Source organism: Sinorhizobium sp. NFACC03 (assembly GCF_900103435.1).
Classification (GTDB): Bacteria; Pseudomonadota; Alphaproteobacteria; order Rhizobiales; family Rhizobiaceae; genus Ensifer.
This window is the reverse complement of the sequence record NZ_FMXF01000038.1, coordinates 18506-42614: the sequence shown is the minus strand read 5'-3', so window position 1 is coordinate 42614 and position 24109 is coordinate 18506. Positions and strand designations below refer to the sequence as shown.

General features: G+C 61.6%; 21 protein-coding genes. 9 read left to right on the top strand and 12 right to left on the bottom strand.

Annotation, left to right across the window (positions count from 1 at the left end; translation table 11 throughout):
* Entirely contained in the window at positions 1-2922 is a 2922-nt protein-coding gene (uvrA, locus tag BLU35_RS30385; RefSeq protein ID WP_057250264.1) for an excinuclease ABC subunit UvrA, read from the bottom strand.
* Between the two features lie 279 nt (positions 2923-3201).
* On the opposite strand from uvrA, the gene BLU35_RS30380 reads away from it, so the two are divergent.
* On the top strand, positions 3202-3747 hold the full coding sequence (locus BLU35_RS30380) for a single-stranded DNA-binding protein (protein ID WP_093235865.1): 546 nt from the start codon (positions 3202-3204) through the stop codon (positions 3745-3747).
* Between the two features lie 121 nt (positions 3748-3868).
* On the opposite strand, the gene BLU35_RS30375 is transcribed toward BLU35_RS30380, so the two are convergent.
* Complete coding sequence (locus BLU35_RS30375) at positions 3869-4498, bottom strand: MarC family protein (protein WP_057250268.1); 630 nt, start codon at positions 4496-4498, stop codon at positions 3869-3871.
* Between the two features lie 422 nt (positions 4499-4920).
* Here BLU35_RS30375 and gyrA point away from each other — a divergent pair, with 422 nt between their 5' ends.
* Both gyrA and BLU35_RS30365 read left to right on the top strand, forming a co-directional pair.
* Positions 4921-7698: a DNA gyrase subunit A gene (gene gyrA, locus BLU35_RS30370; protein WP_093235864.1), complete on the top strand. Its 2778-nt coding sequence runs from the start codon at positions 4921-4923 to the stop codon at positions 7696-7698.
* A 270-nt stretch (positions 7699-7968) separates the two neighbouring features.
* On the top strand, positions 7969-8364 hold the full coding sequence (locus BLU35_RS30365) for a YybH family protein (protein WP_057250272.1): 396 nt from the start codon (positions 7969-7971) through the stop codon (positions 8362-8364).
* 110 nt (positions 8365-8474) lie between these two features.
* Here the strand turns inward: BLU35_RS30365 and BLU35_RS30360 are convergent, their stop codons facing one another.
* Complete coding sequence (locus tag BLU35_RS30360) at positions 8475-9404, bottom strand: LysR family transcriptional regulator (RefSeq protein ID WP_093235863.1); 930 nt, start codon at positions 9402-9404, stop codon at positions 8475-8477.
* A 92-nt stretch (positions 9405-9496) separates the two neighbouring features.
* Between BLU35_RS30360 and BLU35_RS30355 the strand changes: the two genes are divergently transcribed.
* Positions 9497-10513 carry an NAD(P)H-binding protein gene (locus tag BLU35_RS30355; protein ID WP_082615815.1) on the top strand — a complete coding sequence of 339 codons (1017 nt, stop codon included), beginning with the start codon at positions 9497-9499 and terminating at the stop codon, positions 10511-10513.
* A 55-nt stretch (positions 10514-10568) separates the two neighbouring features.
* Here the strand turns inward: BLU35_RS30355 and BLU35_RS30350 are convergent, their stop codons facing one another.
* Together BLU35_RS30350 and BLU35_RS30345 are read right to left on the bottom strand one after the other, a co-directional pair.
* Complete coding sequence (locus BLU35_RS30350; RefSeq protein WP_058324173.1) at positions 10569-11531, bottom strand: lytic transglycosylase domain-containing protein; 963 nt, start codon at positions 11529-11531, stop codon at positions 10569-10571.
* An 80-nt stretch (positions 11532-11611) separates the two neighbouring features.
* Entirely contained in the window at positions 11612-12121 is a 510-nt protein-coding gene (locus BLU35_RS30345; protein ID WP_093235862.1) for a GNAT family N-acetyltransferase, read from the bottom strand.
* A 37-nt stretch (positions 12122-12158) separates the two neighbouring features.
* Here BLU35_RS30345 and BLU35_RS30340 point away from each other — a divergent pair, with 37 nt between their 5' ends.
* Positions 12159-12728, top strand: coding sequence for a helix-turn-helix domain-containing protein (locus BLU35_RS30340; protein WP_058328306.1), 570 nt, complete (start codon positions 12159-12161; stop codon positions 12726-12728).
* 2 nt (positions 12729-12730) lie between these two features.
* Here the strand turns inward: BLU35_RS30340 and BLU35_RS30335 are convergent, their stop codons facing one another.
* The 5 genes from BLU35_RS30335 to trxB all read right to left on the bottom strand — a co-directional run bounded on the left by BLU35_RS30335 (position 12731) and on the right by trxB (position 17663).
* On the bottom strand, positions 12731-13534 hold the full coding sequence (locus tag BLU35_RS30335) for an aminoglycoside phosphotransferase family protein (RefSeq protein WP_093235861.1): 804 nt from the start codon (positions 13532-13534) through the stop codon (positions 12731-12733).
* A gap of 65 nt (positions 13535-13599) precedes the next feature.
* On the bottom strand, positions 13600-14721 hold the full coding sequence (locus BLU35_RS30330; RefSeq protein WP_093235860.1) for an alkene reductase: 1122 nt from the start codon (positions 14719-14721) through the stop codon (positions 13600-13602).
* A gap of 45 nt (positions 14722-14766) precedes the next feature.
* Positions 14767-15057, bottom strand: a complete 291-nt coding sequence (locus BLU35_RS30325) for an ArsR/SmtB family transcription factor (RefSeq protein ID WP_058324177.1) — start codon at positions 15055-15057, stop codon at positions 14767-14769.
* 617 nt (positions 15058-15674) lie between these two features.
* Entirely contained in the window at positions 15675-16571 is an 897-nt protein-coding gene (locus BLU35_RS30320) for a LysR family transcriptional regulator VtlR (protein WP_034791460.1), read from the bottom strand.
* A 117-nt stretch (positions 16572-16688) separates the two neighbouring features.
* On the bottom strand, positions 16689-17663 hold the full coding sequence (gene trxB, locus BLU35_RS30315; protein ID WP_093235859.1) for a thioredoxin-disulfide reductase: 975 nt from the start codon (positions 17661-17663) through the stop codon (positions 16689-16691).
* A gap of 656 nt (positions 17664-18319) precedes the next feature.
* Between trxB and BLU35_RS30310 the strand changes: the two genes are divergently transcribed.
* From BLU35_RS30310 to BLU35_RS30300, 3 genes are read left to right on the top strand one after another with little or no spacing between them, the layout of a single operon-like run.
* The gene (locus BLU35_RS30310) at positions 18320-18790 is read left to right on the top strand and encodes an Lrp/AsnC family transcriptional regulator (protein ID WP_093235858.1); all 471 of its coding nucleotides are present in this window, start codon (positions 18320-18322) and stop codon (positions 18788-18790) included.
* A 9-nt stretch (positions 18791-18799) separates the two neighbouring features.
* Positions 18800-19621, top strand: coding sequence for a glycosyltransferase family 2 protein (locus tag BLU35_RS30305; RefSeq protein ID WP_057250288.1), 822 nt, complete (start codon positions 18800-18802; stop codon positions 19619-19621).
* A gap of 7 nt (positions 19622-19628) precedes the next feature.
* Positions 19629-20651, top strand: a complete 1023-nt coding sequence (locus BLU35_RS30300) for a glycosyltransferase (protein WP_093235857.1) — start codon at positions 19629-19631, stop codon at positions 20649-20651.
* 41 nt (positions 20652-20692) lie between these two features.
* Here BLU35_RS30300 and BLU35_RS30295 read toward each other — a convergent pair whose 3' ends face one another.
* Both BLU35_RS30295 and greA read right to left on the bottom strand, forming a co-directional pair.
* Complete coding sequence (locus BLU35_RS30295; RefSeq protein ID WP_093235855.1) at positions 20693-21751, bottom strand: glycosyltransferase family 4 protein; 1059 nt, start codon at positions 21749-21751, stop codon at positions 20693-20695.
* 86 nt (positions 21752-21837) lie between these two features.
* The gene (gene greA / locus BLU35_RS30290) at positions 21838-22314 is read right to left on the bottom strand and encodes a transcription elongation factor GreA (RefSeq protein WP_058324180.1); all 477 of its coding nucleotides are present in this window, start codon (positions 22312-22314) and stop codon (positions 21838-21840) included.
* A 293-nt stretch (positions 22315-22607) separates the two neighbouring features.
* Between greA and BLU35_RS30285 the strand changes: the two genes are divergently transcribed.
* Complete coding sequence (locus BLU35_RS30285; protein ID WP_093235854.1) at positions 22608-24107, top strand: MFS transporter; 1500 nt, start codon at positions 22608-22610, stop codon at positions 24105-24107.
* The last annotated feature ends 2 nt before the right edge of the window (positions 24108-24109 follow it).

The window sequence follows — 24109 nt, the reverse complement described above, 5'->3', positions numbered from 1 at the left end:
TCACTCCGCCGCCTCGACCTTTTTCATCGGCCGGCGATCGAGAAGTTCCTTCAGGAACTGGCCGGTATAGGAACGCTTCTCCTTGACCACCTCCTCAGGTGTGCCCTTGGCGATGACCTCGCCGCCACCATCGCCGCCCTCGGGACCGAAGTCGATGACCCAGTCGGCGGTCTTGATGACTTCGAGATTGTGCTCGATGACGACGACGGAATTGCCCTGGTTGACGAGCTCATGCAGAACTTCAAGAAGCTTGGCTACGTCATGGAAATGCAGCCCGGTCGTCGGCTCGTCGAGGATATAAAGCGTACGGCCTGTCGAACGTTTCGACAGTTCCTTGGCGAGCTTAACGCGCTGGGCTTCGCCGCCCGAGAGCGTGTTTGCCTGCTGACCCACCTTGATGTAGCCGAGGCCGACCTGGTTGAGCGTCACCAGCTTGTCGCGCACGGCCGGGACGGCGGCAAAGAACTCGACGCCTTCCTCGACCGTCATGTCGAGCACGTCGGCGATCGACTTGCCCTTGAAGTGCACATCGAGCGTTTCGCGGTTGTAGCGCTTGCCGTGGCAGACGTCGCAAGTGACGTAGACATCCGGCAGGAAGTGCATCTCGATCTTGATGACGCCGTCGCCCTGGCAGGCCTCGCAGCGGCCGCCCTTGACGTTGAAGGAGAAGCGGCCCGGCTGGTAGCCGCGCGTCTTTGCCTCCGGCAGACCGGCGAACCAGTCGCGGATCGGCGTGAAGGCGCCGGTATAGGTCGCCGGGTTCGAACGCGGCGTGCGGCCGATCGGCGACTGGTCGATGTCGATCACCTTGTCGATATGCTCGAAGCCGTCGATACGGTCATGCTCGGCCGGGTTCTCACGCGCCCCCATGATGCGGCGGGCGGCGGCCTTGTAGAGCGTTTCGATCAGGAAGGTCGACTTGCCGCCTCCGGAAACGCCGGTCACGGCGGTGAAGACGCCGAGCGGGATCGAGGCGGTGACGTTCTTCAGGTTGTTGGCGCGCGCGCCGACGACGGTGATTTCCTTTTTCTTCTTGGGCTTGCGGCGCTCGCTCGGAACCGCGACCGCAAGCTCGCCGGACAGATACTTGCCGGTCAGCGACTTCGGATTGGCCATGACGTCGGCGGGCGCCCCTTGCGCAATGACCTCACCGCCATGGATGCCAGCGGCCGGACCGATATCGACGACATAGTCGGCCGTCAGGATCGCATCCTCGTCATGTTCGACGACGATCACGGTGTTGCCGATGTCGCGCAGGTGGCGAAGGGTCTCGAGCAGGCGGGCGTTGTCGCGCTGGTGCAGGCCAATCGACGGCTCGTCGAGCACGTAGAGCACGCCCGTGAGGCCCGAGCCGATCTGCGACGCAAGCCGGATGCGCTGGCTTTCACCGCCCGAGAGCGTGCCGGAGTTGCGCGAAAGGCTGAGATATTCGAGGCCGACATCGTTGAGGAAGCGCAGGCGGTCGCGGATTTCCTTGAGGATGCGAACCGCAATCTCATTCTGCTTGGTGTTAAGATGCGCCGGCAGCGCTTCGAACCAGTCGCGCGCGATGCGGATCGACATCTCGGTGACCTGGCCGATGTGCAGCTTGTCGATCTTGACCGCAAGCGCCTCAGGCTTCAGCCGGAAGCCGGCGCAGGCCGGGCAGGGCGCCGCCGACATGTAGCGCTCGATTTCCTCGCGCGCCCAGGCGCTGTCGGTCTCCTTCCAGCGACGCTCCAGATTGGGCACGATGCCCTCGAAATTCTTGGTGGTGTTGTAGGAACGGGCGCCGTCCTCGTAGTGGAAGACGATCTTCTCTTCCGTCCCGTGCAGGATCGCATTCTGCGCTGCGGAGGACAGTTCGTTCCAGCGATTGCCGAGCTTGAAACCGAAGGCCTTGCCGAGCGCTTCGAGCGTCTGGTTGTAGTAAGGCGAGGAGGACTTGGCCCAGGGCGCAATCGCGCCGTCGCGCAGCGTCCGGTGCTCCTCGGGCACGATCAACGCCACGTCGATCTTCTGCTGGCTGCCGAGACCGTCACAGGTCGGGCAGGCGCCAAAGGGATTGTTGAAGGAGAACAGACGCGGCTCGATCTCGGAGATCGTGAAGCCGGAGACCGGGCAGGCGAATTTTTCCGAAAACAGCACGCGCTCATGAGTCTCGTTGAGCGACTTGTTGGCCGAGCCGCCGGCGGCCGTTTCTTCCGGCGGCAGCGGCTTGTCGGCAAACTCGGCCACGGCAAGCCCATCGGCCAGCGTCAGACAGGTCTCCAGGCTGTCGGCGAGGCGCGAGGCAAGGTCCGGCCGGACGACGACACGGTCCACCACCACATCGATGTCGTGCTTGTATTTCTTGTCGAGCGCCGGTACTTCGGCGATCTCGTAGAAGGTGCCGTCGACCTTGACGCGCTGAAAGCCCTTCTTCATCAGCTCGGCGAGTTCCTTCTTGTATTCGCCCTTGCGGCCGCGAACGAGCGGCGCAAGAATGTACAGGCGCGTGCCTTCGCCGAATTCCAGCACGCGGTCGACCATCTGGCTGACCGTCTGGCTTTCGATCGGAAGGCCCGTCGCCGGCGAATAGGGCACGCCGACGCGCGCGAAGAGCAGGCGCATATAGTCGTAGATTTCGGTGACCGTGCCGACCGTCGAGCGCGGGTTACGCGAGGTCGTCTTCTGTTCGATCGAGATCGCCGGCGACAGGCCGTCGATCTGGTCGACATCCGGCTTCTGCATCATCTCGAGGAACTGACGCGCATAGGCAGACAGGCTCTCGACATAGCGGCGCTGCCCTTCGGCATAGATCGTATCGAAGGCGAGCGAGGACTTGCCGGAGCCGGAAAGTCCGGTCATCACGATCAGCTTGTTGCGCGGCAGATCGAGGTCGATGCCTTTCAGATTGTGCTCGCGCGCACCACGAATGGAGATGGTCTTGAGTTCACTCATCGGAAGCCAGCTTTTGCATGTCGGTTGAAAGCCCCCTATGTAATGACGCTAACGCCCATGTCGAGGCGCAATCGGCAAAACAGGCGGCCAATTCGAGTCGGTTGACAGGATCATAGCCAAATACTAGAACAAAGAAAGAACAAATCGCCCATAAATCGACCAAATCTGTTGTGGATTATGTGCGAGGCGGGGCGTATCGGCGGCATCGGACCGCTAAGATGCGCGCTCTTGAAATTCCAAGCTGGGCCGGCGGCCCGGTGAAACCACGGGAAAAGCAACATGGCTGGAAGCGTCAACAAGGTAATCTTGATCGGAAATGTCGGGGCAGACCCGGAAATCCGGCGCACGCAGGACGGCCGGCCGATTGCCAACCTGCGCATCGCAACCTCGGAATCCTGGCGCGACCGCAACAGCGGCGAGCGCAAGGAAAAGACCGAATGGCACACGGTCGTCGTCTTCAACGAGGGCCTCTGCAAGGTCGTCGAACAATATGTGAAGAAGGGCGCCAAGCTCTATATCGAAGGCGCGCTGCAGACGCGCAAGTGGCAGGACCAGAACGGCAACGACCGTTATTCGACCGAAATCGTGCTGCAGGGCTTCAACTCGACGCTGACGATGCTGGACGGTCGCGGCGAGGGCGGCGGCTCCGGCGTCAGCCGCGGTGGCGGCGGCGACTTTGGCGGCAGCAACTACGGCGGTGGTTACGACGACTACGACCAGTCGCGCCAGTCTTCCGGTGGCGGCCGTTCGGGCGGTGGCCAGGGCGGTCAAGGCGGCCAGGGCGGTGGCTTCTCGCGCGACATGGACGACGACATTCCGTTCTGATCGCCCATCGATCAGTGTCGATCAGTATTGACGCAAAACGCCATGTCCTCTGGGACATGGCGTTTTTTGTTGTCCGTTCTCTTTGTCGCTCGTTCGGCGACAAAGGCGATCAGCCGCGGCTCTAAAGCGCCATTGCCGATTTGACGCCGTCGACAACGAACTGCACCGCCAGCGCCGCCAGGATGACGCCGAGCAGGCGCGTCAGGATGGCGCGGCCGGTGACACCGAGAAACCGGTCGATGCGCTCGGCGATGACGAGCGCAAGGAACAGGCTGAGCATAGACAGCGCGATGACGATCAAGAGTTGCGTGCGCTCGACCGCCGTCGGGAACGAGCCGGCGAGCAGGATCGTCGCGGAGATCGCGCCTGGCCCGGCAATCAGGGGAAGCGCGAGGGGAAAGACCGCGATGTTATGGATGTGATCCTTGGTGGTCGCGTTCTCGCCGGTCTTTTCCTTGCGTTCCTGCCGCTTCTCGAAAATCATCTCGAAAGAGATCCAGAACAGTAGAAGACCGCCGGCGATGCGGAAGGCGCCGATCGAGATGCCGAGCAGCCCGAGGATGCCGTTGCCGAACACGGCGAAGGCGGCAAGGATGAAGAAGGCGATCAGCGAGCCGCGCGTGGCCACCTGAAAGCGCTCCTGTCGGCTGAGACCGACCGTCAGACTTAGGAAGATCGGCGCGAGGCCGGGCGGATCGAGCGTGACGAGAAGCGTGGTGAGTGCATTGACCAGGAGGTCGACATTGAACATCCGTTTCCCCTTCCGGATTTCGCCCCGGGTTTTCCCGGTGGCATGAAGGCATTGTTAGGCAAGCGGCACGGGCTTGGGAAGAGGGCGGCAAACAAAGTCTCAGCAATGACTTAATGAGCAATCCCTTGCGGCAATCGGACCGCAAATGCGCGGCGTCGCGGCGATTGGCGGCAGGGGTCTTCCGATTTCCCGCGCGATGCCCTAGAAAAGCCTGCTCCGGCGGCAAAAGACTGTTCACAACTGCCGCATGGCTCTTCGGCTCCTGATCTGGACTGTCGAACGAATCATGCAGCGAATCAAAGCGTTACAGTGACATCTTCACAGGTTGGCGGGTGAACGGCGCGAAGGGCCGCAAATTGGCGCTTCCCGTGGCAATCCGCTATAAATATCCGACTGATTCTGAACAAAGATCGTGATCACCATTGACTGAGCAAAGCACTCCCGGCGGCGGAAAAACTCCGCCAGGCATCGAGCCGATTTCCATCATCGAGGAAATGCAGCGGTCCTATCTCGATTACGCGATGAGCGTCATCGTCAGCCGCGCGCTTCCCGACGTGCGTGACGGTCTGAAACCCGTGCACCGCCGCATCCTCTACGGGATGAGCGAGCTCGGCATCGACTGGAACAAAAAATACGTCAAATGCGCCCGCGTCACCGGGGACGTGATGGGTAAGTATCACCCGCACGGCAACGCAGCGATCTACGATGCGCTGGCGCGTATGGCGCAGGACTGGTCTCTCCGCCTGCCGCTGATCGACGGCCAGGGCAACTTCGGTTCGGTCGACGGCGACCCGCCGGCAGCCGAGCGCTACACCGAATGCCGCCTGCAGAAGGCGGCCCATACGCTGCTCGATGATCTCGACAAGGAAACCGTCGATTTCCGCGACAACTATGATGGCACGCTGAGCGAGCCGTCCGTCGTTCCGGCGAAGTTCCCCAACCTGCTCGTCAATGGCGCCGGCGGTATCGCCGTCGGCATGGCGACGAACATCCCGCCGCATAACCTGGTCGAAGTCATCGACGGCTGCATGGCGCTGATCGACAATCCGGCGATCGAACTGCCGGAATTGATGGAGATCATCCCGGGCCCGGACTTCCCGACCGGCGCATTGATCCTCGGCCGCTCCGGCATCCGTTCGGCCTACGAGACCGGCCGCGGTTCGGTCATCATGCGTGGCCGTGCGCATGTCGAGCCGATGCGCGGCGACCGCGAGCAGATCATCATCACCGAGATCCCCTTCCAGGTGAACAAGGCAACGATGATCGAGAAGATGGCCGAACTCGTGCGCGAGAAGCGCATCGAGGGCATCTCGGATCTGCGCGACGAATCGGACCGTCAAGGCTATCGCGTCGTCATCGAACTGAAGCGCGACGCCAATGCCGACGTCATCCTGAACCAGCTCTACCGCTACACGCCATTGCAGACCTCGTTCGGCTGCAACATGGTGGCGCTGAACGGCGGCAAGCCGGAACAGATGACGCTGCTCGATATGCTGCGTGCTTTCGTCTCCTTCCGCGAGGAAGTCGTTAGCCGGAGAACGAAGTACCTGCTGCGCAAGGCGCGTGACCGCGCCCACGTCCTGGTCGGTCTCGCAATTGCCGTTGCCAACATCGACGAAGTGATCAAGCTGATCCGGCATGCGCCCGATCCGCAGACCGCACGCGAACAGTTGATGGAACGCCGCTGGCCCGCCCATGACGTCGACAGCCTCATCCGGCTGATCGACGATCCGCGCCACCGGATCAATGAAGACAACACCTACAACCTGTCGGAAGAGCAGGCCCGCGCCATCCTCGACCTGCGCCTCCAGCGCCTGACTGCGCTCGGCCGCGACGAAATCGGCGACGAACTCAACAAGATCGGCGAGGAAATCAAGGATTACCTCGACATCCTGTCCTCGCGCCTGCGCATCATGACCATCGTCAAGGACGAGCTCATCGCTATCCGTGACGAATTCGGCACCCCGCGCCGAAGCGAGATCATGGAAGGCGGCCCTGACATGGACGATGAGGACCTCATCGCCCGTGAAGATATGGTCGTGACCGTCTCGCATCTCGGCTACATCAAGCGCGTGCCGCTGACGACCTACCGGGCGCAGCGCCGCGGCGGCAAGGGCCGCTCGGGCATGGCGACCAGGGACGAGGATTTCGTTACCCGGCTATTCGTCGCCAATACCCATACGCCCGTTCTGTTTTTCTCCTCGCGTGGCATCGTCTACAAGGAGAAGGTCTGGCGCCTGCCGATCGGCACCCCGCAATCGCGCGGCAAGGCGCTGATCAACATGCTGCCGCTGGAGCCCGGCGAGCGCATCACCACCATCATGCCGCTGCCCGAGGACGAGGCGACCTGGGAAAACCTCGACGTCATGTTCTCGACGACCCGCGGCACGGTTCGCCGCAACAAGCTGTCGGACTTCGTCCAGGTCAACCGCAACGGCAAGATCGCGATGAAGCTCGAGGAGGAGGGCGACGAGATCCTCTCTGTCGACACCTGCACGGAGCATGACGACGTCATGCTGACGACGGCGCTCGGCCAGTGCATCCGCTTCCCGGTCGACGACGTGCGCGTCTTTGCCGGCCGCAACTCGATCGGCGTTCGCGGCATCAACCTCGGCGACGGCGACCGCATCATCTCGATGGCGATCCTTGGCCATGTCGATGCTGAGCCGTGGGAACGGGCAGCCTATCTGAAGCGTGCAGCCGCCGAGCGGCGCACGACGAACGGCGAAGAGGAAGAAATCGCTCTGGTCGGCGAGGAAGTCACCGACGGTGGCGAACTCAGCAACGAACGCTTCGAAGAACTAAAGGCACGCGAACAGTTCGTGCTGACGGTCTCGGAGAAGGGCTTCGGCAAGCGCTCGTCGTCCTACGATTTCCGCACCTCGGGCCGCGGCGGCAAGGGCATCCGCGCCACCGATACCTCGAAGACGACGGAAATCGGCGTACTCGTTGCAGCCTTCCCGATCGAAGACAACGACCAGATCATGCTCGTCTCCGATGGTGGCCAATTGATCCGCGTGCCGATCAATGGCGTCCGGTTCGCGAGCCGCGCGACCAAGGGCGTCACCATCTTCTCGACCGCCAAGGATGAGAAGGTCGTTTCGGTCGAGCGCATCAGCGAGCCTGACGGCGACGAGGAAGGCGAGGAGGCGGCTGTCGAGAACGGAGCGCCGGAAACGCCAGCTGAATCCGAGGGCTAACTGCCCACGCGATAGAAGCGCCAAGGATTTTGAAAGCCCGCCATCTTGGCGGGCTTTTCTATTGGCGGCGCACGCGTCCCTTTGCGAGCGACGCAACTTGCCCACGAGCTCGAAGCGCGTTACACGCGAACCATGGAAAATGTCGTCAACGCTTCGATTATTCGCACCATTCTTCGAATGGTGGGTTGACGCGCGCTCCTTTTCCAAAAGCAGCAACCCGCCGCAAGGCGGGTTTTGTTTATCCGTCTTGCGCAAACCCAAGAGACGGACATGTCAGATCACGAACTGAAACAGGTTATCCAAGCTGCCGACCGTGCAATCACGGGGGAAGATTTTGAGAGCTTGATGGATTTCTACGCCGACGACGCGACACTGGTCGTCAAACCCGGTCTCAACGCGACCGGAAAGTCCCAGATCCAAAAAGCGTTCGTGGCGATCGCCGCCCATTTCAAGAACCAGATGAAAGTCCCCCAGGGCGAGATGAAAGTGATCGAAGGTGGCGACACCGCGCTCGTCATCATGGAAACGGTGCTCGATACGGTGGACGCGGAGGGCGCCGATGTCTCCATCGTGAGACGGGCGACCTATGTCTTCCGCAAGACGGATGCCGGCAAATGGCTTTGCGTCATCGACAATTCCTACGGCACAACGCTGCTTGATGGGTAGTCGCCGCGCTAGATCATTTCAGTGTTTCATTGAAACACTGAAATGACCTAAGTCTTTGAAATTACGCAATTCCGGACGGAAAACCGTTTCGCACTTTTCCTGGAGTTGCTCTAAGTGGAAGCATCCCCGTCCTGGGCCGCGGGTGCGACACCGCGAATGTAGTCGCGCAGCCCCTTGGCGAGCGCATCGAAAGTGACGCGGCAGCGCGGCGCCGTCTTCAGGTTCTCGTGCATCACCAGCCAGGTGTCGAGCTTCATCTCGAAGAGGCCAGGCAGCACCGGCAGAAGGTCGGGGTCGCGCGCCGCCAGTCCGTTCTGGCAGATGCCGATGCCGAAGCCGGCGCGGATCGCTGCGAACTGGGCAAGGTTGCTGTCGGCCTTGAGCGCAAACCGTGCCGTCGGCAGTTCTGGCGAACGTGCGATGATCGCCCGGATCGCCGCGGTTTCCCGGTCGTAGCCGATCAGGCTGTGATCCGCGAGGTCGGTCAGTGCCCGAGGCATGCCGCGCCGCGCGATGTAGCGGCGGTGGGCGTGAAAACTGATGGGGACGACGCCGAGGTGGCGGGCGATCAATGCATCCTGCGCGGGCGCGACCATACGCACCGCGATATCGGCCTCCTGGCGCAACAGGTCTTCGACCGCATCGGAGGCGGAGAGTTCGATCATCAGCTCCGGATAGGCCTCGTGCAGCTTCGCCAGGATCGGCGGCAGGACCTCGATGCCGATGACCTCGCTGGCGCTGATGCGCACAGTACCGCTGACGGCATCACGCTGGCTGGACGCGGCACGCAAGAGTGCCGCAGATGTCGCGGAGAGCGTCTCGGCATAGGGCCGGAGCGCCAGCGCGGCATCGGTCGGCAGCAGGCCATGCGGGGAGCGCACGAAGAGCGGATAGCCAAGTGCCGCTTCCATGGCGTCCACGTGCCGGCCGACGGTCGGCTGCGTCAAGCCAAGCTCGCGGGCGGCCGCCGATAGCGACCCCTCCCGCAGCACAGCGAGAAACGTTCTGTAGAAATCCCAGCTCAAATCTATTCTGCTCATATATTTCAGTATATCTGATCAAGATTTTTCGGCAATTCCGTTTAGCTCTGCTTTGCGTGATCCTGTCTTCATCGAAACGGATGGAGCGAGACATGGCCGAGATGCAGGAAAGAACAAAGAGCGCGCTGGTGCTCGGCGCGACGGGCGGTATTGGCAGCGCCGTGGCACGCGGGCTCAGCAGGCGCGCCTGGCAGGTGCGCGCCTTGAACCGAAACGCCGAGAAGGCAGCGCAGGCGGAGCCGGCGTTCGACTGGCGGCAAGGCGATGCCATGGACGCACGCGACGTTCGCGCTGCGGCGGAAGGGGTCGATCTGATCGTGCATGCCGTCAATCCGCCCGGCTACCGCAACTGGGGAACCCTGGTGCTGCCGATGCTCGACAACACCATCGCGGCTGCGAAAGCCTCAGGCGCGCGCATCCTCCTGCCGGGAACGATCTATAATTTCGGCCGGGATGCCTTTCCCATTCTGACCGAGGACGCCCCGCAGAACCCTGACACCGACAAGGGCCTGATCCGCAAGGAGATGGAGCGTCGCCTGAAGGGCGCGTCCGAGGCAGGCATCGGCGTCATCATCGTTCGGGCAGGAGACTTCTTCGGCCCGGGAGCCGCCAACAACTGGTTTTCGCAAGGGCTGGTAAAGCCCGGAAAACCGGTGACGGCGATTTCCTATCCCGGCCGTGAAGGCACCTCCCACCAGTGGGCCTATCTGCCCGATGTCGCGGAAACCATGCTCCGCCTCGTGGAGCGTGCCGAAAGCCTGCCGCGCTTTGCCGTCTATCATATGCGCGGCTTCCTCGACCGGAACGGAACGGAGATGGTGGCGGCGATCCGCCGCGTCGTCGGCAAGCCGGAGCTACCCGTCAGGGCTTTTCCCTGGTGGCTGATCGGCCTTGTCTCGCCTTTCGTCCCGCTGTTCAGGGAACTGCGCAAGATGCGCTACGTTTGGCGCGAACCTCTGAGAATGCCGAACGAGCGACTCCTGGCGGTTCTCGGCGAAGAGCCGCATACACCGATCGACGAGGCGGTCGCGACGACGCTCAGGGGACTTGGTTGCATGCCGATAGAGGCAGAGGGCAGCACGGTCACCGGTGACCGCGTTCTCGCGTAGTGGAATTGCCCGGCGAAGCCGCTACGGCTAGCGGCACGGATGGCGCGTCGAACCGTCAGTTCCTGAAGACAAGGCAGGCGCCACCGCTCTTGCGAATGGTGGCGCAGAGCTTGTTTGCTTCCGCCTGGGTCTCGCGGCCGATGCGCGCGGCGTAGCGGATCCTGAGGCCAAAGCTGGCATTGCGCTCCCTGAGCAGGAGGGCCTTCTCGCTGCGGATCGGTTCCGGCAGGCGCTTGGCAGCACGCACAAACAATCGCTGCGCCACCGACTTCTGGAAGTGCGCGGCGAGTTGCACGCCCCAGGGCGCCCATTCGGCTTCGTCGATCACCTCGATATCGCGAAGGTTGCGGGTGCTGGCGAGCGCCACGCAACCATCGAGAAAGGTCTTGCCCTTGTCGAGCGTCAGGTCGAGCGTCTTCGGTGGATTGTCGCGCCAGTCCTCGACGCTGTAGGCGGTGATCGCCAGGACGTAGTTGCGCGTCTCAGTCGGCAGCCAATCGACCTCGAGAAAACGCTCCAGCCCGTTTTCTCCGGCATTGTAGGCGGCGGCGGCAAAGCCGAGATTGCCATAGCGCGACTTGAGCTCGTTCAGATATTCCGCGGACTTGCCCAGCGCCTCGACGACATCGAAGCTGTTGTTGAGCCCCCGCATCTTCGCCGTTCCAGGCATGAACTGCGCGATCCCTTCGGCCCCCTTGGGGCTGACCGCATTCGGCCGGAACAGGCTTTCACGCCAGATCAGGCGGGCGAAGAAGGCCGCGGGCAGGTCGTTCACCGTCGCGTAATGGTCGATCACGCCGCAAACATCGCGGGCGAAGTTCTCCTTGCTGATGCAGAGCGCCTTCGCGGGATCGATGACAGACTGCCCTGAATAGACGCATTTCGGTTGGGGGAGGAGCTCATCGATACGAGCGGCCGCGGGGACCGCTCTGTATGCCGGAAGGCTGACAAGCAGCGCCAGCGCCGCTCTCGCGACCCGTGCCCAAGCGCCCGCTCTCACCTTCCGCCGAAGACCCACGTTAAAGTGTTTCCAGTAACAGTCCTTGCGCGTTCATAGCATCTCCGACCGCCTCGACAAACGGTCATTGTCGAGACGGTCTAGCGCGGCGAACCTGTCGGGAGCACCAATTGCATGAATGTCAGATCGAGCCAGCGGCCGAATTTCGTGCCGACTTCGCGCATGCGGCCGGTGTCGATGAAGCCCAGTTGGGCGTGAAGACGGATCGAGGCCGTGTTCTCCGATTCGATGCCCGCGATCATCACATGTTTGCCCAGCCGTTCGGCCTCGGCGATCAGCGCGACCATGAGTTCCCGGCCAATGCCACCGCCGCGCCGATCCTTGTGAACATAGACGGAGTGCTCGACCGTGTGGCGATAACCGTCGAAGGCGCGCCAATCGCCAAAGGACGCATAACCGACGACGTCGCCTTCATCGGAGACGGCCACCAGCACCGGATAGCCCGCGTCCACGCGCGCCTTCAGCCAGGCCGTCCGATTGGCGACGTCGACCAAGGTCTCGTTCCAGATCGCCGTCGTGTTTGCCACGGCGTCGTTGTAGATCTCGCAGATGACTGGCAGATCGTCTTGGATGGCCGCTCGGATCAGCATGCTTGCTCCTCACATTCGTTCACTATATGACTACGATATGGATACTAAAGTAGACAGCCTGGATCAACGGCTCAGTGAACGAATTCGGCTCGAAAGAGAAGCGCGCGGCTGGTCGCTGAGCGAGCTTTCGGAGCGCTCGGGTGTCTCGCGCGCAATGATCCACAAGGTCGAGCGGGGCGACAGCAGCCCGACGGCAACATTGCTCGCCAAGCTTGCGGGCGCGTTCGGGCTCACCATGTCCAGCCTGATCGCGCGCGCAGAAATGAGCCAGGGCAGGCTGTCGCGACGCCGGGACCAATCGGTCTGGCGCGATCCACAAACAGGATATCTCCGGCGCCACGTGTCACCGATGTCGGAGCTGCCGCTCGAACTGGTCGAGATCGAGCTTCCGGCAGGCGCCGACGTGTCGATCCCGGCATCCGCCTATGCGCTTCATCGTCGATGGATATGGGTGAAGCAGGGCAGCCTGACCTTTGTGGAAGGCCTCGATACCCATGTTCTCGGCGAGGGGGATTGCCTGGAGCTTGGCCCGCCGCAGGATTGCGTTTTCCGCAACGCCAGCGGCGAGACCTGTATCTACGCCGTCGTCCTGTTGAGGACCGGCTGAACTTAACGGTCGAGCTCGGCGATTGCGATCTGCGCCATCGCCAGGTCGCTCTCCACGCCGAAGTCGTCACCATCCTCCAGGAACCAGGCGGCGGAAAGCCCGGCATAGGCCAACACCCAATTCAGGATGCGGCGCGGGTGAAGGCCGGTCTCCTCGGCGACGATGGGCAGGTGCCGCTGCAGCCGGCCCGGCGCGGTGACCAGGGGCAGCTCCGGATTGCAGAACAGGTTGGCATAGTCGTAGCCGCGATCGCCAAGGACGCGCTTCGGGTCGATTGCCAGCCAGCCGCGGTCGCCGAAATCGAGGATGTTGGCGTGATGCACGTCGCCATGCAGCACGACAAGCGGCTCCGGATCGGCAAACAGGCCCTTCGCCGCCGCAAGTGCGCGCGCAAAAAGGCCGCCTTGAGCAGGCGCGGCCGCCTCCAGTGAAGCGAACCATTTGTCGAGCGGCACGAGATCCTGCGGAACGGGTGTCGAACGCGGCGCATGAAGCTCGGCAACCGTGCCACAGATGATGCGCGTCACGTCTTCATCGCTTCCCGTCATCGCCATGTGAAAGAGGTTGCGCTGGCTGTCCGTGCGCTCCATCAGGACGGCATCGCCATCGGACTCATAGACTTTTGCCGCACCGTGCCCGTTCCAGTAGAGCATCGGCAGGCGACCGAACTTTTCCTCGGGATCCTGCGCGACTTTCAGCATCGCCGACTGGTTGCGGTAGCGGACGGGTTGAAGATGGCTGGAAGGCGTGACGATAATTTCGCCGTCAGGCTGCAATGACCATTTTTCAAAATATCTAGAAAACATAAGGAGTTAATTTCCCAATGGACAAATGCCCCGTCGGGTGACGGGGCATCGGCTATGTGGGAGCGTCAGGCAACCTGTTCAAGGGCCGGATAGTCGGTGTAGCCCCTGGCGCCACCACCATAGAAGGTCGTCTGATCCGGCGGGTTGAGCGGCGCGTCGAGCTTCAGCCGCTCGACGAGATCCGGATTGGCGATGAACGATTTGCCGAAAGCGACGAGATCGGCTTCGCCGTCCTTGATCGTCTTCACCGCCAGCGCTCTGTCATAGCCGTTGTTGGTCATCCAGGCAGCCTTGCCGCCAGCCGCGACATAGGCGGAACGCAGAGCGTCATAATCGAAAGGCCGGTCGCCCTGCTGGTGGTCACGTGGGCCGCCCGTCGCGCCTTCGATGATGTGGATGTAGGCGAGGGGATAGCGAGCGAGATTCTTGACCACATAGCCGAAGAGCGTTTGCGGCTCCGGATCGAAAACGTCGTTGGCCGGCGTCACGGGCGAAAGGCGGATGCCGACACGTCCGGCGCCAATTTCCTTCGTCACGGCATCCATGACCTCAAACAGGAAGCGGGCTCGGTTGTCGATCGAACCGCCGTAGGCATCCGTGCGGTGGTTCGAACCGGAACGCAGGAACTGGTCGATGAGATAGCCGTTGGCCGCATGGATCTCGATGCCATCGAAGCCGGCGTCGATCGCGGCGCGCGCAGCCTTGCGGTAGTCCTCGATGATTCCTTCGATCTCGGTGACATCGAGCGCGTGCGGTTCGGAGGTTTCGGCAAAGGAACCGGTACCGTCAGGATTGATCAGATAGGTCTTGGACTTGGCACGGATTGCAGAGGGCGCAACCGGCTTCAGACCATCCGGCTGCAACGAATTGTGCGAGATACGGCCGACATGCCACATCTGGACGACGATCCGGCCACCCTTCGCATGCACCGCATCCGTCACCTTGCGCCAGCCTTCCAGTGCCTCCGGCGTATAGAGACCGGGCACGTCGGCATAGCCCTGGCCCTGCTGGGTGATCGCCGTTCCCTCGGTGATCAGCAAGCCGGCCGTCGCGCGCTGCTCGTAATAGGTGACGTTCAGTGTGTTCGGAACGGCGCCGGGAGAACGATTGCGTGTCAACGGCGCCATGACGATGCGGTTCTTCAGCGCGATGTCGCCAATGGTGATGGGGTCGAAAAGCGAGGCCATGGGAGGTCCTTTCATGGAGGTCTGCTTGGGAGGAGCTGTTTGCTTTTAGAGATCGCCGATGCTTTTGAGGAAGGCGGCAATCGTCTCTTCATCGCGGCGGTAGAAGATCCACTGGCCAACCCGGCGCGTTGTCACGAGGCCGGCGCGCTGAAGCACTGCGAGATGCGAGGAAACGGTCGACTGCGACAGGCCGCAGCGTTCGAACTGACCGGCGCATACGCCGAGATCGAGCGGATGTTCCTGCGTTGGGAAATGGAGCTGAGGCTCCTTCAGCCAGGCGAGGATGTTCACCCGCACTGGATGGGCAAGCGCCTTCAATATCTCGTCTCGATCCATTGTATATCGCCATATCGTGTTTTATCGATAGATGTATCGCCAAAACTCGATATTCAAATCACAAGACCGTGAACACCATGACGGCAAAAAAAGAGGGCCTCAAGAAAACTTGGGCCCTTGTAGTTGTGAAGGTAATAAGAACCTCCAGAGGGGAACAGCTAATGCGGTGGCGGGGGAGGAGGAGCCACCAAGAATGCATCAACTGCATTTTGATATGGGAAGCGAAGTATCGGCTTTCAATAGCCGACTGTGATTTTCGTCACGGCTCGCTCGTCTTCAAACAGTAGACAAAAAAAGAGGGCCACAAGATGACTTGGGCCCTTATAAGTTGTGAAGGTAATTAAACCTCCAGAGGGGAACAGCTGCTGCGGTGGCACTGGGAGGAGAAGCCACCAAAGATGCATCAGCTGAGTTTGGTATGCTGCTTTTTTGGGCGGGCAGCAATCATTTAATATGCATGACAGCCATGTCATGTGCGCATCCCTGCCCATTTCTGCATCGCACAAAGAAAATGCGCCGCATAAAATAGAGGGCGCATTCAAAATATCAAATTAAAAACATATAGTTACGGGAACAGCCAAGAAATGCTCACAAAAAGAGCATTTGCCGATTGAACGTCAGAAGTTCCAGTTCCGGGCCTTGGCGACGATGTAATCGCGGAAGACCTTGAGCTTGGCGGCATTCTTCATCTCGTCCGGATAGCAGAAATAGGTATCGAACGAGGGGATGTCGGCGCTGATCGGAAGCTGTATGAGGCCCGGATCGCGGCCAACGATATAGTCAGGCAGCATCGCAACGCCGATGCCCAGGAGGCAGGCCCGCTTGATCGAGGTCTGGCTGTTGATCTGCAGGTGCGACACGCGCGGATTGTCGGAATCGCGGCCGGCGATTTCGAGCCAGTTGACGTCGAGCAGATAGTTCGGCGCCGGCTCACCGAAGGTGATGATGCGGTGATTGTCGAGATCCTCGACCGACTGCGGCTCGCCGTATTTGTTGATATAGGAGGGTGCTGCATAGACGTGCATGTGCACCGTGAACAGCTTGCGCTGAATGAGGTCCGACTGCTGCGGCTGGCGCAGGCGGATGGCGCAGTCCGCATGGCGCATGTTCACGTCGAGCTCTTCATTGTCGAGGATGAGCTGGACTTGCACGTCCGGGTGCAGCGACATGAACTCCTGGATCTTGTCGGTGAGCCAGCCCTGGCCGAGGCCGACGGTCGTGGTGATGCGCAGCTTGCCGCTTGGCTTGTCCGTGGTTTCGCTCAGCTGGACCTTGACGCTTTCGAGCTTCATCAGCACTTCGTGCGCCGTCCGGTAGAGGATCTCGCCCTGTTCGGTGAGGATCAGGCCGCGCGCATGGCGGTGGAACAGCTTGATGCCGACGTCCTGCTCAAGCGAGCTCACCTGCCGGCTGATCGCCGATTGCGAAAGATGGAGCTTGTCTGCCGCATGCGTGAACGACCCAGCCTCGGCCGCCGCGTGAAAAATGCGCAGTTTGTCCCAGTCCAGCGACATGAAGTCCCCCATAAGAAACCACTCCGGAAGACGGGGTCCTGTCTTCCGGATGTGGCTGATGCGTCTGTTCCCACACGGGGCTAGGTGCCTCAGCGGCACCACCCCGATTCGCAGCTTCTATTCGGCTGCAATTGCGACGGGCATATGACCCGCCAGGTATTTCTCGGTCTCGAGCGCTGCCATGCAGCCCATGCCGGCCGCCGTCACCGCCTGACGATAGATGTCGTCCGTCACGTCGCCTGCGGCAAAAACGCCGGGCACATCCGTCGCCGTCGAATCGGCCGCAGTCCACAGATAACCGTTGGACTTTTGCCGAAGCTTGCCTTTGAAAAGTTCGACCGCCGGGGCGTGACCAATCGCGACGAACACCCCGTCGGTGACCATGCCGGAGGTTTCGCCGGTCTTGGTGTTGCGCAGCTTCACGCCGTCGACCGAGGCGGGCATCGGCGGCTTGGCCGGTGCGCCCAGATATTCGACGACCTCGTGGTCCCAGATCACCTTGACATTCGGCTTGGCGAACAGGCGCTCCTGCAGGATTTTCTCGGCGCGGAAGGAATCGCGGCGGTGCACAACGGTGACGGTCTTGGCAAGGTTCGACAGGTAAAGCGCTTCTTCGACGGCCGAGTTGCCGCCGCCGACGACGATGACATCCTTGTTGCGATAGAAGAAACCGTCGCAGGTGGCGCAGGCCGAGACGCCGAAGCCCATGAAGGTCGGCTCGGTCTCGATCCCGAGCCACTTCGCCTTGGCGCCGGTGGCGATGATCAGGGCGTCCGCCGTCCAGTCGGTGCCGCTATCGGTCTTGATGCGGAACGGGCGCACGGCCAGATCGACGTCGGTCACGAGATCGTTGACGATCTCGGCGCCGACATGGGTCGCCTGCTTCAGCATCTGCTCCATCATCCACGGGCCCTGGACCGGATCGGCATAGCCCGGATAATTCTCCACGTCGGTGGTGATCATCAACTGGCCGCCCTGTTCCAGGCCGGCGATCAGCACCGGCTCGAGCAGGGCGCGCGCCGTATAGATGGCGGCCGTATAACCGGCGGGGCCGGAGCCGATGATCAGCACTTTCACGTGACGGGCAGTCATAGTCTTGTCCTTCGTTCACGGGGAGAGGGAACGCTCTCGTCCGATTCCATTGCGTCAATGGGAAATAGTTCCATAGTTTAGGTATTCCCTACCATGACTTTCAAGGGCGTCGGCCCTGATACACACAAGTGCTTGAGCGCCAAGCCTAGTTTTGCCACCAGATGACGCGTTTGTGCACCAGGTTCGGCCATCTGATCCGTCTTTACCGAGCCATGCGCCGGGAACAGTGCGACAGCGGAATGAATGCCGCATCGGGCCAAGCCGATGCCGCTTCTGACGGTGGCGGCCCATTTTTGCGGTAAGACCGGTGTCAGCCATGCCATTTTCCCGCGAATAGTCGGCGGGACTGCTTGTTGTCCAGCGGGTTTGGCGATATTTCACGCGGATTCACTTTGCTGGAGAAGCATATGGGGTTGAATGCCGGCCGTGCTTGGTTCCATCGCGCTGCGCTCGGCCACGCACCGACTCGAGACGACCTCGCCCTTTTGGGGCGCGCCTTGCCGAGAATCTCGACCGAGATGATCGCGGCTGCGCCGGGATAGGGGACGCACCAGTCAATATCGCCGGCCATCGGGGCCAGCTCAACCATCAGCAAATACAAAGTTTTTGACTTTGCCCTCGCGCAAAAAGTCACCACGCAAAAAGGACGAACGTTCATGACGAAACAAGTCGAGCTCGACGCAATCGATCTCAAGATCCTTCGCGAGCTCCAGTGTGATGGCCGGATGACCAATGTCGATCTAGCCCAAAGGGTCGGCATCTCTGCGCCGCCGTGCCTCAGGCGCGTGCGCAAGCTCGAGGAAACAGGCGTCATCAAGGGCTATCACGCGCTGCTGAATGCACCGGCACTCGGCTTCGATCTCGTCGCCTTCTGTATGGTGGGTCTGAAGCGCCAGTCGGAAGCTGACCTGAAGGCTTTTGCCGCGGCAACGGCCGAATGGCAGATCGTCCGCCAAGCCTGGACAGTTTCCGGCGAAAGCGACTTTTTGCTGCATTGTGTCGCCGAGAATCTGACGGCTTTCCAGGATTTCGTCATCGAAGTGCTGACGGCCAACGAACGGGTAGACACGGTGCGCACGATGCTGACCATTCGCCAGGTCAAGGATATCGGCCTCGTTCAGATCTAAGGCCCGCCCATGAACAAGCTTCCGCTTTCCGCCTTCATCATCTGCCAGAACGAAGAAGCCTACCTCGGCAATTGCATCGAGAGCCTCGAGCAATGCGCGGAAATCGTCATCGTCGATTCCGGCTCGACCGACGGCACGCCGGCACTCGTGCAGTCCTATATCGACGAGGGCTGGCCGATCCGTTTCCTGCATGAGCCGTGGCGAGGGTATGCCGGTCAGAAGCAGTTTGCGCTCGACCAGTGCACGCAGCCGTGGTGCCTCAACATCGATTCCGACGAGCGCCTGGACGAGCCACTGAAGGCGCTGCTGCCATCGCTGCTCGATGCACCGGCGGAGACGGTCGGCTGGCGCGTCGCCCGCAGGCCCTATCTGATCGGTTACGGCTACACGCCCGAGCGCGTCCACGAAAGGCGGAACCTCAGACTGATCCGCCAGGGCAGGGGACGCTACGACCTCAATCAGAAGGTCCATGAGGGGATCGTTCCGGACGGTGCCGTCAGTGCCGCACGCAAGGGAAGCCTGCTGCATTACCGGCCGCTGATCATCGACGAGCAGATCCTCAAGGAAAACAAATATTCGACGCTGAAGGCAGACCAGCAGTTTGCGGCCGGAAAGTCCGCGCGACCCTACAAGATGCTGTTCAGCCCACCGCTCTATTTCTACCGGCTCTATTTCCGCAATGGCCTTTGGCGCTGCGGCTTTCCGGGTTTCATCGAAGCGACGACGGGGGCGGTCTACGCCTTCCTGACCGCAGCCAAGATCTATCAGAGGCACGCGCTGAAGCGCCGTCCGAACCATGACGACATGGATCGGCGCCAGACCAGCCCGTGAGGTTCCCATGAAAATCATGCACTTTCATTTCGGCAAGGACGGCGGCGCAGAGCGCTTCTTCGTTCATCTGGTGAATGCGCTTGGCGAGCGCGGCGTCGAGCAGACCTCGGTCATCCGGCCCGGACGCATCTGGCGGAAGGATATCGAAGGTGCAACGCGCATCATCGAAAGCAATTTCCGCAACCTGTCGCTCGACCGGATCCTTTTGCCGATGAAGGTCAGCAGCATGGCGCGCCGCGAGAAGCCGGACGCGCTCTTTGCCTGGATGCCGCGCGCCAGCCGCCTCATGCCGAACTACAAGGGCTGCATCAAGATTTCCCGCCTCGGCGACTATCCGCTGCGTCTCGACTATTTCCGCAATACCGATTGTCTCGTCTGCAACACGCCCGGAATTGCCGAGCATGTGCGCAAGATCGGCTGGAAACGCGACGTCGAAGTGATCTCCAACTTCACCGGGACGGAACGCGTCGCGCCAGTCAGTCGTGCCACGCTCGACACGCCGGAGAATGTGCCGGTCGTCATGTCCATGGGGCGGTTCGTGCCGCGCAAGGGCTTCCACACGCTGATCCAGGCGATTGCCAAGGTACCGGACGCCTATCTCTGGCTGGTCGGCGACGGCGAGGAGCGGGAAAACCTCGAGAAACTTGCGGCCGACCTCGGGGTGGCAAAGCGTGTGCGCTTTGCCGGCTGGCAGAAAGATACGCGGCCGTTTCTCGCTGCTTCGGACATTTTCGTCATGGCATCGAGCCATGAACCGCTCGGCAATGTCATCCTCGAGGCTTGGGCCCAGGGCACGCCTGTTGTCTCCAGCCGTTCGGAAGGGCCGCAATGGTTCATGCGCGATGGCGAGAACGGCTTGATGGTCGATATCGGCGACGCCGACGGTTTCGCCCAGGCGATCGACCGCATCGCGAGCGACGCGTCACTGGGCGAACGCCTCGCCGAACGCGGCCACGAGACCTTGATGAACCAGTTCTCAAAACAGGCGATCACTGACGCCTACTTGAAGCTCTTCGCTTCAAAACGCTGAGCTAATTTCGCTCGCGCGGCTGCCACACGAATGGCAGCCGATCAGGAACGCATCAGCCGTTCATAGACGGCGTTGATCGCACGGGCCTCGCCCTCGATGGCGAAGGAGGCGCAGGTCAGCCCCAGGCCGTTGGCGCCTGCCATCGTACGACGGCGATCATTGTCCATGAAGCCGGCAGTCGCCTCAACCATCGCCTGCAGATCGTTTGCCGCAATGACCGTGCCGGTTTCCTGCTCGCCGACGACGACCAGTTCCGAAAACGCACCGACATCGGTCGCAATAACCGGCACACCGGTTGCCATGGCTTCGAGCGGCGTCAGACCAAAACCTTCCCAGCGCTGCGGCGCGATGAAGAGGTCGAGCGCGCGATACCAATCGGGAATGTTGGTGTGCTCGCCGACGAAACGGATGCGGTTCGTCAGACCGGCTTTTGCGACCCGTTCCTTCAACTCGTTCTCGAACGCCACATGCGGGCCGGTCGCGCGCCCCGCGACGATGGCACTCCAGCCCGGCCGGCAGGGGAGCAACGCGATCATGCTATCAACGAAGAGGTCGGTTCCCTTCTGCTTACGCACCCGTCCGAAGCAGCCGACATATTTCTGCGCCGGATCGAGCCCGAGCGCAGACTTGGCGGCGACTGTATCCGCCGGCGGCTGGAAGCGTTTTGTGTCGATGCCGTGCAGGATGACCGTGTTCGGTACTTCGAGATAGGCGGCGGTCTTGCCGCTCGTCGCGATCACCGCATCCATCCTGGAGATCAGGAACTTGCTCCAGCCAGTGTGGCGCCGCTGCGAAGCCGAGGTGAAGACGATCTTCAGCTTCATGCCGAGCAGATCGCGCAGCACGATCGCCGGCAGCATCTCGACGTTACGGCGTGCATGCCAGACCCGGCAGGGCCGACCATCCGGTGCGCTCCACAAGCGCAGGAGATCGCGGAATCGGATCGAGGGCAGGGTGTCCGGCAGCCCCGGGCCAAGCACGGCGACCTTTTCGCCAAGCGCGCGCTGGATCGGAACCAACTGGATAATGGTGGACGTCACGCCCGAGAGGCGGCGCTTGAAATTGGGAGCGATGACCTCGACGTTCCGGATATCGGCCACGAAAGCGCACTCCTTGCGCGAGCAACGATCGTCTTTTGGAAAGAGAGAAATGGGGCGAAGGGAGGCTTCGCCCCTGCCGGGGCTGATCAGCCCCAGTTGACCGCGAGAATTTCGTAGGCCTTGGAGCCGCCGGGGGCGTTCACTTCGATGGAATCGCCGACTTCCTTGCCGATCAGGGCGCGCGCGATCGGCGACGAGATCGAGATGCGGCCAGCCTTCACGTCGGCTTCCTGGTCGCCGACGATCTGATAGGTCTTTTCCTCTTCGGTGTCCTCGTCGACCAGCTTGACCTTGGCGCCGAATTTGATCTTGGAGCCGGACATCTTCGAGAGATCAATGACTTCCGCGCGGGCGATCAAGTCTTCGAGCTCAGTGACGCGGCCTTCGTTATGGCTCTGCGCCTCCTTGGCGGCATGGTATTCGGCATTTTCCGACAGGTCGCCATGTGCACGGGCTTCGGCAATCGCCTCGATGATTCGTGGTCGTTCTTCCTGCTGGCGCCAGCGCAGCTCCTCCTGCAGGTTGACGAATCCACCCTGTGTCATCGGCACTTTTTCGACCATTTCATTGTCCTTCATCAAGCACGAGGCGCCGCCCTTTGGGCGGCGCCAACGCAAAAGAAAACGGTCTCCGGCGCGTAAACACCGGAACCGTCCGAAACTTCGAACCTTCGTTATAGCAGAAACGGAAGCGCGAAAGCCAGATATTTCGCCACCATCCACCGAAGCCAACAAACCATCCGCAACTTGTAGACGAAGGAAACCGGTGGCAAGTTTTGCAGAAACAGCTTTACCTCAACTGCGGTTGAGGTCGTATCAGAACTGCTCCTGCAGAATATCACGAGGAAGCATGGCGCATGGATCTTGCCAAGGATCACCACATCAAGACAGGCCCGAACGCGGAGCCGCAAGCGGATGGCCGCTGGAGCGAACTGCTCCGGCCCGACTATCTGGCGGCAACGGTCACACTTTGCCTTGGGGTCGCACTCTTTGCGTTCAATGAATTTTTCATTTCGACGGCGCTACCGACGGCTGTCGCGCAGATCGGCGGCGCCACGCTGCTTTCCTGGGCGGTTACGCTCTATCTCGTCTTTGCGATTCTCGGCGGCGCGCTTGCTGCCAATCTGAAGGCGAGGTTCGGCGCACGTGGCACGCTGATTGCTGCCGCCGTCGTATTTGTCGCCGGAACCATGATCGCGACGACCGCGAGCAGCATGCCGCAGGTGCTTGCCGGACGGGTGTTCCAGGGATTCGGCGAAGGTATCATCGCCGCGGTCTGCTACGCACTGATCCCGGAACTCTTCCCGCCGCGGCTGGTGCCGAAGGTCTTCGGAGCCGAAGCCATCGTCTGGGCAATGGCTGCCTTCGGCGGTCCGCTCGTCTCCGGATTCCTGACGGAACATTGGTCCTGGCGGGCGGCCTTCGGCGTCAATATACCGGCAGCAGCAATCTTCGTGGTGCTCGTCCTCGCCATCGTCCCTGCACAGAAGATACCAGCCACGAAATCACGTCCGATTCCGCTCCTGCGGTTGGTCATCGTCGGAACCGGCATCCTGCTGATATCGGTATCGACCACGGCCAGAAGCGTCCCCTTGATGGTCGCGGCGCTGGCGACAGCGCTGACGATCCTCTGGGCGGTGGTCCAGACCGACCGGCGCGCAGAACATGCGATCCTGCCTGCCGGCGCTTTCGCGCTCGCGAAGCCGCTCGGCACCGGCCTTTGGGTGGTGCTGCTGATGCCGCTAGCGCAGGCATCCGGCTCGATCTACCTCATCTATGGCCTGCAGCATGTATGGAACTTCAGCCCGACGGCTGCCGGCTTTTCCGGCGCGCTTATGGCGATCTCCTGGAGCCTGACCGCAATTCTCGTTGCGAGCCTGCGCTCACATGATGTGCGCGTGAAGCTGATCCAGGCCGGGCCGGCACTTCTCAGCCTCGGACTGGCCGGCCTGACGATCGCGGTCGCCATCGACGAATTCCGCCTGGTCTTTCCGAGCCAGATCGCGATTGGCGCCGGCTTCGGCATCTCCTGGGGCACGCTCAGCCAGTTGATGATGGATGTGTCGCCGCATAAGGAACGCGACAAGACGTCAGCCTTTTTGCCGACGCTGCAATCGGCCGGCTACGCCATCGGTGCTGCAATCTGCGGGCTTACCGCAAATCTCCGCGGCTTTGACGAGAAGGCAAGCGTCGCGACGATGCATGGGGCGCTGTTCACCGTCTTCGTGGTCGCATCCGTGATATCGACGGCATCGCTCTATTTCGGCGTCAGAACCGTGCGGCTTGCAGCCAAACGATCGCGGCACGCTCAAGGAGGAGCAGCGCTCGGGGCGCTCGCCGTGCGTTCAGACAGATGACG